The organism is Streptomyces sp. JJ38 (assembly GCF_019303475.1).
Classification (GTDB): Bacteria; Actinomycetota; Actinomycetes; order Streptomycetales; family Streptomycetaceae; genus Streptomyces.
The window spans coordinates 1-14,238 of the sequence record NZ_JABLSI010000076.1 but is presented as its reverse complement, the minus strand read 5'-3'; the positions used below and the strand labels follow the sequence as shown (position 1 = coordinate 14,238).

The following is a 14,238-nucleotide window of genomic DNA, read 5'->3' as shown; positions in this document are numbered from 1 at the left end:
CCGCGCCCGGCCCGCACGCGCCCTCGCCCGAGCCCGCGCCGGTCCCCGTGCACGCGGGCGCGCCCTCGGCGGACGGCACGCCCGTAAGCCTCGCCGGGGCCCCCGCGCCCATCGGCCCCGGGCCCCGCCGCCGGGACGTCCACGGCGTGGCCCCGGTGCCCGGCACGCACTGGGTCAGCCCGCCGGTGGCCACCTCGGCCTCCGCCGTCGCGTCACCGCCCGCGCCGCCCCCGGCACCCGTCGCACACCCGTCGCACGTCTCGCCCCAGCCCGCCTCCGCACCGTCCCCGGCGCCCGGGGCCGGCACCGGCGAGCCCCGGCGCTGGCGGCCCTGGCGGTTCCGGATGTCCAACGACGTGTGGGGCACCCCCGTCGTCGCCGCGGACCTGCTCTACGTCACCTCCTTCGAGGTGCACGCCCTCGACACCACCACCGGGCGCCGCCGCTTCAAGACCCGCGATGTGGCCTGGTCCATGGCCGTGGCCGACGGCCGCGTCCACGCCTCCGACGGCCCGAGCCTCTTCGCCCTCGACGCCCGGGACGGCGGCGAGCGCTGGAAGATCGCCGTCGACGCCTGGGTGTACGCGCTGAGCGCCGGGGACGGCGTCGTCGTCACCGCGACCCGTGGCGGGGCCGTCCAGTCCTGGTCCGCGGCCGACGGCGAGCGGCTGTGGGAACTGACCGGCGCCCAGGCGGACTTCGAGACCGCCGACGCCGGGCCGCTCCTGCACAAGGGCACCGTCTACCTGTGGGCCGACGGGCTCCTGTACGCCCTGGACGCCCGCTCCGGCGCCGAGCGCTGGACGTACCCCGTAGGCGACTCGACCGCCACGGGCGGCGTGCCCCTCCGGCTGCTGCCCGCGCCCGACGGCGCCGTCTACGTCTGCGCCGGGGCCCGCATCCTGGCCCTCGACGCGGCCACCGGCACCGAGCGCTGGCGCTTCCACTCCCCGGACGCGTTCCTCAGCCCGCCCGCCTTCGCCCCCGGCGCCGCGGTGGCCGGCGGGGGGCTCTACGTCGCCGACTACCGGGGCGTCGTCTACGCGATCGACGCCGCCACCGGGCACGACCGCTGGCGCATCCCCACCCAGGCCCGCAACTCGATCGACCCCGTCGTCGTCTCCGACGGTCTGGTCCACGTGGCCAGCGGCAGCGCCCTGTACACCATCGACGCCGTCCCCGGCACGGGCCGCTGGCGCTTCGAGGCGCACGGCGACCTCGTGGGCGCTCCGGTGGCCGCCGAGGGCCGCGTGCACTTCGGCTCCATCGACCAGTCGCTCTACACCCTCGACGCCGTGGGCGGGCAGCTCCGCTGGAAGCTGGAGACGGGCGGCGAGATCACCGGCTCCCCGCTGGTCTCCGGCGGTGTGGTGTACGCGTGCAGCAAGGACCGCTGCGTCTACGCGCTGGACGCCGAGCGCGGCACCCGCCAGCAGAGCGCCTGACGGCAGAGCGCCTGACGGCAGAGCGCCTCAGGGCGAACGAGGACGGGGGTGCCGTCACCACGTTGACCGTGGTGACGGCACCCCCGTTCTCCTTCAGGCCGCCGGACGGGCAGACGTCACACGACGTGGCTGTCGGCGGGCGCGACGGTCTGGACGTCCTCGGCGGGAGGCGCCGTCTGGTGGTGCTCGGCGAGCACGATCGTCTGGACGTCCTCGGCCGGCGGCGCCGTCTGGACGTCCTCGGCCAGGGCGGGTGAGGCGCAGAACGCCACCGCGCCGGCGGCTATGGCGAGTGCGGCGAGCGGCTTCTTGAGGGAAGTCATGAACAGCCCTTCATCGGAGAGGACAAAACAACAGAAACGTTACGGCCTTGCTGGTTTTGCTGACGGTCTTTTGGCTGAAACAGCGATCGAATATGACCGGTACCGTCAACATGCCCGAGGGCCCGCGCCGGCAACTCCCCCTCTCAGTCGCCGGTGCGGGCCCTCAGCCTCCCCCGAGGCGGTTGGACTAGCGGGCGGGTTCGCCCGTCTGGTGGTGGTCACCCAGGGCGACCATCTCGCCGCTCTCCTGGTCTTCGCTGACCTGGATCGGCTCCCCCGTCTGATGGTGATCCCGGAGCTTTGCGCCGCCCCGGTCCTGTTGTTGCTCGTTGGTGACCATGACCAGTTCCTCCCGTTGGTGGTGCTCAAGGTCGCTGTCCAGCGGCTCCCCCGCCGGCCGCTGGACCGATGGCGAGGGACGCCCGCCGTCTCGATGCGACCTTCCCCGTGACCCGCTCCGCCCCCCGCGGACCGGATCGACACACTCAGCATGGCGGGGGGCGATAAACGAACGATGAACGTCCTTTCAGCGCGGCCCAGTCCGCCCGAACGCCGGGGTCAGGCAGCCACCGAGGCCAGCAGCCGGCGAACCTCCTCGGCCTCGTCGCTGCCTTCGGCCTCGTAGGTCGCGAGTGCCTCGCGCCAGCAGGCGGCGGCACGGCCGTGCTGGCCGATGCACCCCAGGGAACGGCCCAGGAGTGTCAGAACGTTGGCCCGACGCCAGGCGCCGCCGATCCCCCGCAGGACGGCGAGGGCCTGCTCGGCCTGCCCGGCGGCGGCCGGTGCCTCCCCGAGCCGGAAGCTCACCTCCGCCAGCCGGTAGTGCGTCATGCCGACCCAGAGGCGCTGGCGGAACTCCTGGAAGATGGTCAGTGCCCCGGCGAACTCCTCCCTGGCCTCGCCGAGGCGTCCGGCGTCGGCGAGTGCCAGCCCCAGCGTGTAATGGCCGTTCGCCAGGCGCATCGACCCCGTCGAACGCTGGTAGATGGCCACGGCGTCCTGAGCGAGCTTCACCGCGATGTCCGTGTTCCCCGCGCTCAGTTCGGCCCGGGCCAGGTTGCACATCGCGCTGGCGGCCGAGGTGGTGTTGCCGTAGCTCTGAAAGACGGTCAGCGCCGGTCTGAGGTAGCTCCGGGCGAGGTCGGAGTGGCCCTGGTAGTTGGCGGAGATGCCGGAGAGGTTCAGGCCGTAGGAGACGGTGAGCGGGTCGTCGGCGGCCTGGCCGAGCTCGGTGGCGGCCCGTGCCTGTTCCGTGGCGTTGTCGAACTGACCGGAATGGGTGTGGAGCGCCGCGAGCACCATGTGGCAGCGACCGGCGGCCCAGGCGTCCCGCTGCTTCTCCGCCTGGCCGTTCAGCAACAGCGCCGCCAGCTCGTACTGGCGGACGTGCGAACCCGACTCGGCCAGGTCGCGGGTCACCACCAACAGGTCCGTCGCCCTGCGGAGCGTGGCGCCCGTGCCCGTCTGACGGGCACAGGCCAGGATGCCGGGTGCCTCGGCGAAGAGCCAGTCGATGGCCGTGCTCCGGTCCGGGAAGTCCAGACCGTCGCACCGGGTCTTCTCCAGGAAGTCCACGAGGCGTTCGTCGGGCCGGCCGATGCGGTACACGCTGGTCGCGGTGGCGAGGTAGAAGTCCAGGAGCCGGGCGAGGGCGGGATCACCCTCGCCCGCCGGGGCATCGCGCTCGGCGCAGTCACGCGCGTAGAGCCGGACGAGGTCGTGGTAGCGGTAGCGGCCGGGGGCGGCGGACTCCAGCAGGCTGATGTCGACCAGCGACTCCAGCAGCTCCTCCGCGGTGTCCGCGTCGCGGTCGAGCAGGGCCGCCGCGGCCGCCAGGGAGATGTCGGGGCCGTCGGCGAGGCCCAGCAGCCGGAAGGCGCGGGCCTGTTCGGGGTCGAGCTGGCCGTAGCCGAGCTCGAAGGTGGCCTTGACGGCGAGGTCCCCGGCCTGGAGCTCGTCCAGGCGGCGGCGTTCGTCGCCGAGCTTGCGGGCGAGAACGCTGACGGTCCAGGTGCGGCGGGCGGCGAGCCGGGCCGCGGCGATGCGGATGGCCAGCGGCAGGAAGCCGCAGGCCGCGACCACGTCCAGCGCCGCGTCCCGCTCGGACTCCACGCGCTCGGCGCCGACGATCCGGGTGAACAGCGTCATGGCCTCCTCGGGGCTCATGACGTCCAGGTCCACCAGGTGGGCCCCGGCCAGGTCGATCATGCGGGTGCGCGAGGTGATCAGCGCCGCGCTGCCCTCGGTGCCGGGCAGCAGTGGCCGGATCTGTGCGGCGTCGCGCGCGTTGTCGAGAAGGGCGAGGACGCGCCGTCCGGCGAGTGTCGAGCGGAACAGCGCCGCGCGTTCCTCCACGCCCTCGGGTATCGCCGAGTCCGTCGTGCCCAGGGCGCGGAGGAACGCGCCGAGGACGGCCTCGGGGTCGGCGGGGGTGGGGCTGGCGCCCTGGAGGTCGACGTAGAGCTGGCCGTCGGGGAAGTGCTCGCGGGCGGCGTGGGCGAGATGGATGGCGAGCGTCGTCTTGCCGACGCCGCCGATGCCGGCCACGGCGGAGACGGCCATGACACGCCCCTCGGCGCTGCCCAGTTGGGCGCCGAGCTCCTGGACGAAGGCCGCGCGCCCGGTGAAGTCCGGCACGGTGGCGGGTAGTTGGTGCGGGCGGACGAAGGTCGGGGTGGCCGGCTCCGTGGCGGGGGCGGTGAGGGACTCGTCGGCGCGCAGGATGCGCTGCTGGAGCTCGGCGAGCTCGGGGCGGGGCTCGACGCCCAGCTCGTCGGAGAGCAGCCGCCGGGTGTCGGCGTAGACGGCGAGCGCCTCGGCCTGCCGCCCACTGCGGTAGAGGGCGAGCATGAGTAGCTCGCGGAGCCGTTCACGCAGCGGGTGGGCGGCGGTGAGCGCCGTCAGCTCGGAGACGGCCTCGGTGTGGCAGCCCGTGCCCAGGTCGAGGTCGAGGCGGTGCTCGAGCAGGGTGAGCCGCCACTCCTCCAGCCGGGTGCGCTCGGTGGCCGCGTAGGGCCCGGGGACATGGGCGAGGGGCTCGCCGTCCCAGTGGTCCAGCGCCTCGGCGTAGAGGGCGCGGGCCCGCTGGCGGTCCCCGGAGTGGGCGCTCTTCTCCGCGTCTGCGGCGAGCCGGGCGGCCTCGTCAGCGTCGACACGGGCGGCGGGGCCGGTGCGGATGGCGTAGCCACCGGACTCGCTGACCAGCGTCTGCGCGCCGAGGACCTTGCGCAGCCTGGAGGCGTAGGTGCGCAGCGCGGCCAGTGCCTGCTGCGGCGGTTCCTCGCCCCAGATCGCGTCCACGAGCTCGGAGGCCGTGGCCGTGCGTCCGCCGCGCAGCAACAGCGCCGCGAGCAGCGCCTTCTGTTGCGGTGAGCCGGTGGCGAGCGCCTCTCCGTCGCGCCAGGCGCGGATGGGCCCCAGCACTGCGAAGCGCAGCCCCGTGCCCGGGTCGGCGACCATGCGTGCCCCCTCAGTTTCCCGTCCTTCGGTGCCGCGTGGAACCACAGTGTGCCTTCTCCGGCACGGAATGGGCAGTTCGGTCCCAGCCGCCGTGGCTGGTTCGAACTCCTCACGCTGTGGCATGGGCTGAGTACGCGGTACCCCAACTGACCGAAGCTACAAGAAGTTGCCCGTCCGCGCTGCCCCACCCCCGCGGGTACGTGTCCGAATCCGTACGTGGCGGCGGGGTGGCCGGGCCGTACGGGCGCCGTCAGTCGGCGGTCAGCCAGACCGGGTTGGTCATCGCGACCATGGGGCCGGGCAGGCCGCCGCCGGGGCCGGGCCGGCGGACCTCGGCGCGGACATAGGTGGCCAGGGAGGCCGTCGTCGTCCACTCCAGGGCCGCGGCCGGGCCGGAGCGCAGCTCGCCCTGGTCCGTCATGAGCCGGGCGGTCGCGTCCCCGGGAGCTCCCTCGACATCGAGCCGCACGGTGACGGGCGCCTCCGGGTCGCGGACGCGGAGCCGGTCGCCGATGCCGGCGCGCCGTCCGCGCGCGTCCGTCGCGCTCAGCCGCACGGTGACGGCGGCGGACTCGGCGAGGTAGCTGCGCCCGGCGCGCAGGGCCGCCAGGACGGCGGGTCGGCTGAGGTCGTCGGCGTGGACGACGGTCTGCGGCAGGCCGACGACCTGGGGTTCGCGGTGGGCGTCGCTGTTGCCGACGGCGGGCAGCCAGTTCCGGTGGCCGCGTGCCGCCAGCTCCAGGTCCCAGTCCGCGACGGAGACCTCGTCGTCGGGCGTCCACGGCCCGTTCCACACCTCGACGGCGTCGGCGCCCTCGAAGCCGAACCTCCACTGGCAGCCGACGAACGGGCAGTGCGGGTGCGCCGGGACGACGAGACCGTCGGCGCGGTGGACGCGGCGCACGAAGCCGTCGTGGGCGTGGTCGCGGGCCCGGTAGCGCCAGTCGACGAAGGTGCCCGGGTCGGTGCCGACGGCCAGGTAGTGGCCGTTGCGGGTGGTGACCTCCTCGCCGCACAGGATGAGCAGGTCGTCGCCCCACAGCCCGGCCCACGCGCCGTGCCCGGAGGTGGTGTTGTGCTCGGTGGTGACGATGAAGTCCAGCCCGGCCGCGCGGGCCGCGGCAGCCACCTCGGCCGGGGTGCGCCGCCCGTCGGAGTGCACGGTGTGCAGGTGCCCGTCGCCCCGGTACCAGGCCCGGCCCCGGCCCTTGGCGCGCTCCGGAGGGTAGGACGGCCGCACGGCCTCGCCGGGGGCGCCGTACCGCAGGGTCACGCTCACCTCGTAGTCGAGGCCCTGCGGGGCGACGGTGTACGGGCCGAGGACGACGTGCCAGGTGCCGGGCCGCACCGGACCCGCCAGATAGCCGGGCGTGGCCCGCTCGGCGGAGATGGCGAACTCGCTGCGGAACCCGCCGGACCAGCCGCGGAACCCACGGCCGGGAAGGTCGGTGCCGCGTTCGTCGAAGATGCCGATGTCGAGGGCGTTGCCGCGGGTGCCGTCGGGGACGGCGGGGCGGTCGTAGGAGTAGGAGACGGCGATCTCGCGCACTCCGCGCGGCACGTCGACGGGCAGGTACACGTAGTCGGCGACGCCGGCCGACAGCGTGCCGCGCACGGTCCGCGTCTCCTTGCCGTCCACGCCGTTCCCGCCTTCTTCCGTCGGCCGTCCGGCGGCCGACGCGAACTCGACCGGCGCGAGCGTCAGGGCGCTCATGCCCGCCGAAACACCCAACACCGTACGCCTGTCCAGCACGACGAACCCCCACATCGGGACGGAGACACGACCGGCGCCACGGTTGTACGCGCGGACGACGGCCGGGGAAACCCCGCGCGTCGCGAGGGCCTTGGGCCGGCGAACCGTTCCCGGCCGCTCCGTGCCGCGGCTCAGCCCGGGGCGCCGCCCCGGGGGCGGTGGGAGCCCAGCGCGGTGACGGTGGCCAGCTCGCGGAAGGCGGCCGCCGGGTCGTCCGGGGTGGGGGTGCTGCCGTCGAGGCAGAGGGTGGCGTATCCGTGGGCCAGGGACCAGGCCGCCAGCGCGACGGGGCGGGGCGCCTCGGCGGCCTCCTCCTCGCCGGTGATGCCGCCGAGCAGTTCGGCCCAGGCGCGTTCCCGCTGTCGCGCCAGCTCGGGGTCGTCGGGATGGAGCAGGTGGGGCCGGAACATGACGTCGAAGTGCGCGGGGTGCGTGAGGGCGAAGGTCACGTAGCCGGCGCCGAGGTCGCGCAGGCGGTCCGGGGGTTCGGGGCGGATCGCGGCGAGGGCGTCGGCCAGGAGGCCGTAGCCCTCGGCGGCCAGGGCGGTGAGCAGCCCCGTGCGGTCGCCGAAGTGGTGCGCGGGAGCGGCGTGGGAGACGCCGGCGCGACGGGCGAGTGCGCGCAGGCTGAGTGCGGCCGGTCCGTCCGCGGCGATGACCTCGGCGGCGGCGTGCAGCAGGGTGCGGCGCAGGTCGCCGTGGTGGTACGGGCGTGGGTCGGTCATGCGGCCACCGTACCCGGTATCTAGACGTTGACAAGTTCCTCGTGGCGCGGCAATCTGGACGCCGTCAAGATGGCAGGCTGCCGGTCGACGCTCGTCACCGTCGGCCGACGCCTGTCCAGGACGGACGACGAAAGGCCACGCCGTGCCCGTGTCCCACCCCGCCTCAGCCGCCGAAGACCCGGCCGCGCCGCCCGCGGCGAGGCCCACCGTGCCGCTCGGCCTCGTCCGCCGCCTGTGGCAGACCCTGGAGCCGCTGCACGCGATCATCTACTTCGCCCCCGAGGCCAACGAGGAGGCGGCGGCCCTCGGCCTCCCGGTCGACGAGCGCTGGCCGGGCTACTTCGCCTGGCGCGCCGCGCCGCTGGGCGCCGCCTCCGCCGAACTCGTCACCGCCACCTTCCACAGCTTCAGCCCCGCCATGGTGCGCCGCCACCTGCCCGGCATCTGGGCGACCGCGGCCCCCAAGGCCGTACTCGACGCCCGGCTGCGCGCGGCCGACGCCGCCCTGCGCGCCGCCCTCGGCGACCGCGTCGCCGACCCGGCCGTCGCCGAGGCCGCCGAGCTCGCGCGGAGCGCGGCCCTCGCCGCCGACCACGCCGCACGTCCGCTGGCCGCCGCCAACGCGGCCCTGCCCTGGCCCGAGGAGCCCCACCTCGTCCTGTGGCAGGCCGTGACGCGCCTGCGCGAGCACCGGGGCGACGGGCACCTGGCCGCCCTCCTCGCCCACGGGCTGGACCCCGTCGAGACGCTCGTCTCCCACTCGGCCGCCGGCGCGGCACCCGCCGAGGTCTTCGCCAGCCGCGGCTGGACGGAGGCCGAGTGGGCCGCCGCCGCCGAGCGCCTCACGGCCCGGGGCTGGCTCGCGCCGGACGGCACCGCCACCGAGGCCGGGCGGGCCGGCCGGGCGGCCGTCGAGCGCCTCACCGACGAACTCGCCGCCGGGCCCTGGGCACGGCTCGGCGTCGAGTCCTGCGAGCACCTCGCCGAACTCGTCCTGCCCGCGGTGCTGGACGTCGTGGGCACGGGCCTCCTGCCCGAACGCAGCACCCTGGGCATCGGCATGAGCTACCCGCACCAGGAGTAGGGCCGCGCCCGCGGTGGCGCGGGGAACCGCGCGGGCTCAGGCCCGGGGGTAGCGGCGCAGCCAGCCGGGGCTGCCCGCCGGGGTCGCGGGGGTGTGCAGGGCCGAGCCCTGCGTCATCTCCATCGCGAAGTCGTCCGCGAGCTGGAGGATCGTCGCCCGGCCCTCCAGCTCCACCACCCAGTTCGGCGGCAGCGCCGTCTCCCCGTGCAGGGCACCCAGCAGGTTGCCGCAGACCGAGCCCGTCGAGTCCGAGTCGCCCCCGTGGTTGACGGCGAGCAGCAGCCCGTGGCGCATGTCCTCGGCGACCAGGGCGCAGTACACGCCCATCGCCAGCGCCTCCTCGGCCACCCAGCCCGCGCCGAGCGACTCGACCCGCTCGGCGCTCGGCATGCCCTGCCGCACCGCCCCCAGCGCCCGCTTGAGCGCCTCCGTCGTCTCCTCGTGCCCCGGATGCACGGCGAGCAGCGTCAGCGCCTGCTGCACCGCGGCGTCCAGCGACTCGCCCCGCGTCACGGCGTGCACGATGACGGCGAACGCCCCGGCCGAGAGGTACCCGGTGGGATGCCCGTGCGTCTGCGCCGCGCACTCCACCGCGAGCTGGAGCACGAGCTGCGGCTCCCAGCCCACCAGCAGGCCGAAGGGCGCCGACCGCATCACGGTCCCGCACCCCTTCGACTCCGGGTTCTTGGGGTTCTCCAGCGTGCCCATCCGGTCGTCCGCCAGCCCGGTCAGGCACGCGTTGCCCGGCGCCCGCCGCGAGTACAGCCACTCCTCGCGGGCCAGCCAGCCGTCGTCCTCCCTGCGCTCGTCCGGCCCCCAGTCCCGCTGGGTGGCGGCCCAGCGCAGATAGGCGGCGTGGACGTCCGTCGGCGGATGCCACGCTCCCGCGTCCCGGCGGACGTGCGCCCTGATGAGCCCGTCCACCGTGAACAGCGTCATCTGCGTGTCGTCCGTGACCGCGCCCCGGCGCCCGTAGGCCGGGACGTAGTCCGTCACGCCCTGCGGCCCGTGCCGCTCCCGGATCGCGGCCAGCGAGTCGAACTCGACGCCCGCGCCCAGCGCGTCACCGATCGCCCCGCCGAGCAGACACCCCCGCACCCGGCTGCGGAAACCCTGCTGCTCGGCCCGCCCCCACATGGCCCCACCGCCCCCGTCCACGCCGGTCACCAGCCCTTCCCCGCGGTCGCCTACAGACTGCACCGGGCACTGTAATCCAGCCGGTTGAACACCCGCGTTATGCCCTTCGGCTACCGGGCGGGAGCCGCCTCGCCCTCGGGCGGGCCGCCGCCGGGCAGGCCGTTTCCGGGCACGCCGTCCGCGGTCAGGAGGGGCAGCAGTTCCGGGAGCCGGCCGTCGGCGGCCTCGGCGGCGGCCACGCGCTCGGCGGGCACCTCGCCGTAGGTCGTCGTGCGGGGACGGGCCGGACGGCCAGCGGCCTCCGCGATCGCCCGCAGCTCCGCGACGGAACGGTGCGAGCCGTAGGAGGACCCGGCCATGCGGGAGATCGTCTCCTCCATCAGCGTTCCGCCCACGTCGTTCGCGCCCGACCGCAGCATCTCGGCCGCCCCCTCGGCGCCCAGCTTCACCCAGCTCGTCTGGATGTTGGGGATGTGCGGGTGCAGGAGCAGCCGGGCCATCGCCGTCACCGCGCGGTTGTCGCGCCGCGTCGGACCGGGGCGGGCGATACCGGCCAGGTAGACCGGGGCGTTGGTGTGGATGAACGGCAGCGTGACGAACTCCGTGAAGCCGCCGGTCTCCTGCTGGATGCGGGACAGCGTGCGCAGGTGGCCCAGCCAGTGCCGGGGCTGGTCCACGTGCCCGTACATCATCGTCGAGGACGTGCGCAGGCCCAGCGAGTGCGCCGTCGTGACCACGTCCGTCCAGGTGGCCGCGGGCAACTTGCCCTTGGTGAGGACCCAGCGCACCTCGTCGTCCAGGATCTCGGCCGCCGTGCCGGGCAGCGAGCCCAGCCCGGCCTCCTTCGCGGCGACGAGCCACTCGCGCAGCGACATCCCCGTGCGCGAGGCCCCGTTGACGACCTCCATGGGCGAGAACGCGTGCACGTGGATGCCCGGCACCCGCTCCCGCACGGCCCGGACGAGGTCGAAGTAGGCGGTGCCCGGCAGGTCCGGATGGATGCCGCCCTGCATGCACACCTCCACCGCGCCCACGTCCCACGCCTGCTCCGCCCGGTCGGCGACCTGGGAGAGGGAGAGGGTGTAGGCGTCGGCGTCCGTCCGGCGCTGCGCGAACGCGCAGAACCGGCAGCCCGTGTAGCAGACGTTGGTGAAGTTGATGTTCCGCGTGACGACATACGTGACGTCGTCGCCGACCGTGTCGCGGCGGACGGCGTCGGCGATGCCGCACAGCGCGTCCAGCGCCGGGCCGTCGGCGTGCAGCAGGGCGAGGGCCTGCTCGTCGGTGAGCCGGGCCGGGTCCTCCGCGGCCCGGACGAGCGCCGCGCGGACCTCGGCGTCCAGCCGCTCGGGGGCCGGACCCCGCGGGGCCATGCCGGGAGCCGCGGCCTCGCGCAGCGCCTCCCAGTCGCCGTACACCGCGTCGAAGTCCTCGCGCCGGTCGGAGCTGCGGCCCGTCGTGTCGACGGTGCGGTGCAGGTCGGTGCGGCCGGTGGCCGTGAACACCTCGTCCGGCTCCTGCCACGGGCGCCCCTCCACGACCGCGTCCTCCCGCGCCAGCCCCGTCTCCGGGTCCGCCAGCGCCCCGACGTGCGGACGCAGCCGCGGGTCCAGCCACGGCTCGCCCCGGCGCACGAACTCCGGGTACACGCACAGCCGTTCCCGCAGGCGGAACCCGGCCGCCGCCGACCGCTCGGCCAGGACGTCGAGCTGCGGCCACGGGCGCTCGGGGTTCACGTGGTCCGGGGTCAGTGGGGACACCCCGCCCCAGTCGTCGATCCCCGCGCCGATGAGCCGGGCGTACTCCTCGTCCACCAGGTTCGGCGGCGCCTGCAGCGGCGCCGAGGGGCCCATGATGTGCCGGGCCACCGCCACCGTGGCCACCAGATCGTCGAGTTCGGCGTCCGGCATGCCGCGCATCGCCGTGTCCGGCTTCGCGCGGAAGTTCTGGATGATCAGTTCCTGGAGGCCGTGGTACGCGCGCTGCACGCGCCGCAGCGCGAACAGCGACTCCGCCCGCTCCTTGGGCGTCTCCCCGATGCCGATCAACAGCCCTGAGGTGAACGGAACGCTGGAGCGCCCCGCGTCCTCCAGCACCCGCAGCCGGACCGCCGGGTCCTTGTCCGGCGAGCCGTGGTGCGGCCCGCCCGGCTCGCTCCACAGCCGCCGTGCCGTGGTCTCCAGCATCATCCCCATCGACGGCGCCACCGGCTTGAGCCGCTGGAAGTCCGACCACGTCAACACGCCCGGGTTCAGATGGGGCAGCAGCCCCGTCTCCTCCAACACCCGCACGGCGACGGCCCGCACGTAGGCGAGGGTGTCGTCGTAGCCGTGCGCGTCCAGCCACTCCCGCGCCTCCGGCCACCGGTCCTCGGGCTTGTCGCCGAGGGTGATCAGCGCCTCCTTGCAGCCCAGTTCGGCACCGCGCCGGGCGACGTCGAGGACCTCGTCCATCGACATGAACATCCCGTGGCCCTCGCGCCGCAGCCGGCCCGGCACCGTGGCGAACGTGCAGTAGTGGCAGCGGTCGCGGCACAGCCGGGTCAACGGCACGAAGACGCTCTTCGAGTACGTGATGACGCCCGGCCGGCCGGCCTCGGCCAGCCCCGCGTCCCGCAGCCGCGCGGCCGAGGCCGTCAGCCGTGCCAGGTCGTCACCGCGCGCCCGGAGCAGTACGGCGGCCTCGGCGACGTCCAGCGCCACCCCGTCCCGGGCCCGTCTGAGCGCCCGCCGCATCGCGGTGGGGGTCGGGCGGGAGGCGGCGGGTACGTCGGAAGTCATCATCCGAGCGTACGCCGCCACCCCCGCCTCACCAGGGGGTCGCCTACAGCACGCGCGTGATCTTCGCCGCCGCGCCCGGCTCGCCGAGCGGCTCCGCGAGGGCGACGGGCACGCTGACCCGGCCCGGCCCCTCGCCGACGGTGAGCCGGCCCACCTCCGTGCCCGCGTCCGCCTCGCCGGGCACCGGATCCTCGCCCGCCGCCAGCTTCAGCTCCACCGACTGCCCCGGCCAGCCCACGGCCACCACGTCGTCCGTCGCCACGAGGTTCGTCCGGCCGCCCAGCCCGTCGTCCACCACCCCGACGACGGCGCCCTTCTCGACGATCGTCCGTGCCGTCAGCACCTTCTGCGTGGACTGGATCAGGTCCTTGCCCGCCGCCAGGACGGAGTCGATGATCGGCGGCTGGTGCTGCCCGAGAACGGCACCGATGATCAACTGCCGCGTGCCGCCGACGTCCGCCGTCGCGGCGAAGAGCAGGTTGCCGCCCGCGGCGGTGGTGGTGCCCGTCTTGATCCCGACCGTGCCGTACAGGGGCACGAGCCGGTTCCAGTTGTCGTGCTCCTTGCCGTTGCGGTCCGTGTACGCGGGCTTGTCGACGATGTCCCGGAAGACCTCGAACTCCATCACGGCCCTGCCCAGCTTCACCTGGTCCTCGGCCGTGCTGACGGTGTCGTCCCGCAGCCCGCTCGGGTCGGTGTAGGTGGTGTTCGTCATGCCGAGCTCCTCGGCCGCGGCGTTCATCCGCTCGACGAACGCCGCCTCCGAACCCGCGTCCCAACGGGCCACCAGCCGGGCCACGTTGTTCGCCGAGGCGATCATGATGGCGTCGAGCGCCTCGCGTTGAGTGATCGTTTCGCCGTCCGCGACCCGGACCGTCGACTCACCCTGCTCGCTGTAGCCCGCCTCCTTCTCGGCCTTCGCGTCCACCGGGATCGACGCGCCGTCCTCGCCGGGCTCCATCGGGTGCGCCTTGAGCAGCAGATACGCCGTCATCGTCTTGGCGACGCTCGCGATCGGCACGGGCTTCTGCTCGCCGTGGGTACCGAACGAGCCGATGCCCTGGACGTCGACCGCCGCCTGACCCGCCTCCGGCCACGCCAGCTCCGGCGTCGCGCCGTCGAAGGCGTACGAGCCGGCCGCCGTGAGCTCCAGCGTCGGCTCCGGCAGCGGACGCAGCAGCTGCGCAGCGACCAGCACGACCGCCAGCAGCGCCACCAGCGGCGTCCAGATCTTGACCCTGCGCACCAGGGCGCGCAGCGGCGTCGGCGGGGGAGCGGGCTTGTTGGTCAACGCCGCCAGCAGCTCTAGCGGCCGCTCGCCCGTCGGCGGCAGCGGCTGCTGCCGCGTCCGCTCCGGCTCGGGGACGTCCTCGGTGGCGGGCGTGGGCGAGGAGGGGCCGGGCGCGGCGTCGGAGGGCAGGGGGACGAACCGGCTCGTCCGCTCCGGGGCGCGCTCGCCGCCGTTCGGCGGCGCGGGCGGGGGCGCGCTCGGCGACGGCTCCGGTCGCGCCGCCCGCAGCGCCGTCGTCGCC

At 74.9% G+C, this 14,238-nt stretch carries 10 protein-coding genes; 2 read left to right on the top strand and 8 right to left on the bottom strand.

Annotated elements, in window-relative coordinates:
* The coding region (locus HPT28_RS25675; protein WP_219094230.1) for a PQQ-binding-like beta-propeller repeat protein at positions 1-1,445 on the top strand (1,445 nt) is incomplete at its 5' end.
* A 116-nt stretch (positions 1,446-1,561) separates the two neighbouring features.
* On the opposite strand, the gene HPT28_RS25670 is transcribed toward HPT28_RS25675, so the two are convergent.
* The 5 genes from HPT28_RS25670 to HPT28_RS25650 form a co-directional block, all read right to left on the bottom strand.
* The gene (locus HPT28_RS25670) at positions 1,562-1,768 is read right to left on the bottom strand and encodes a hypothetical protein (RefSeq protein WP_219094228.1); all 207 of its coding nucleotides are present in this window, start codon (positions 1,766-1,768) and stop codon (positions 1,562-1,564) included.
* Between the two features lie 187 nt (positions 1,769-1,955).
* Positions 1,956-2,108 (bottom strand): hypothetical protein, encoded by a 153-nt coding sequence (locus HPT28_RS25665; RefSeq protein WP_219094226.1) that lies wholly within the window; start codon positions 2,106-2,108, stop codon positions 1,956-1,958.
* A gap of 218 nt (positions 2,109-2,326) precedes the next feature.
* Positions 2,327-5,227 carry a BTAD domain-containing putative transcriptional regulator gene (locus HPT28_RS25660; protein ID WP_219094224.1) on the bottom strand — a complete coding sequence of 967 codons (2,901 nt, stop codon included), beginning with the start codon at positions 5,225-5,227 and terminating at the stop codon, positions 2,327-2,329.
* 250 nt (positions 5,228-5,477) lie between these two features.
* Positions 5,478-6,941 (bottom strand): CehA/McbA family metallohydrolase, encoded by a 1,464-nt coding sequence (locus HPT28_RS25655; RefSeq protein ID WP_219094222.1) that lies wholly within the window; start codon positions 6,939-6,941, stop codon positions 5,478-5,480.
* Positions 6,942-7,111: 170 nt separating this feature from the next.
* Positions 7,112-7,705, bottom strand: a complete 594-nt coding sequence (locus HPT28_RS25650) for a TetR/AcrR family transcriptional regulator (protein ID WP_219094220.1) — start codon at positions 7,703-7,705, stop codon at positions 7,112-7,114.
* 208 nt (positions 7,706-7,913) lie between these two features.
* Here HPT28_RS25650 and HPT28_RS25645 point away from each other — a divergent pair, with 208 nt between their 5' ends.
* Positions 7,914-8,789, top strand: a complete 876-nt coding sequence (locus tag HPT28_RS25645; protein WP_219094240.1) for a hypothetical protein — start codon at positions 7,914-7,916, stop codon at positions 8,787-8,789.
* 36 nt (positions 8,790-8,825) lie between these two features.
* On the opposite strand, the gene HPT28_RS25640 is transcribed toward HPT28_RS25645, so the two are convergent.
* The 3 genes from HPT28_RS25640 to HPT28_RS25630 all read right to left on the bottom strand — a co-directional run.
* Entirely contained in the window at positions 8,826-9,926 is a 1,101-nt protein-coding gene (locus HPT28_RS25640) for an ADP-ribosylglycohydrolase family protein (RefSeq protein WP_219094232.1), read from the bottom strand.
* 110 nt (positions 9,927-10,036) lie between these two features.
* Positions 10,037-12,706: a bifunctional FO biosynthesis protein CofGH gene (locus HPT28_RS25635; protein WP_219094218.1), complete on the bottom strand. Its 2,670-nt coding sequence runs from the start codon at positions 12,704-12,706 to the stop codon at positions 10,037-10,039.
* 43 nt (positions 12,707-12,749) lie between these two features.
* Positions 12,750-14,238 (bottom strand): D-alanyl-D-alanine carboxypeptidase family protein (locus tag HPT28_RS25630; protein ID WP_374227017.1); only part of this gene is annotated, 1,489 nt, incomplete at its 5' end.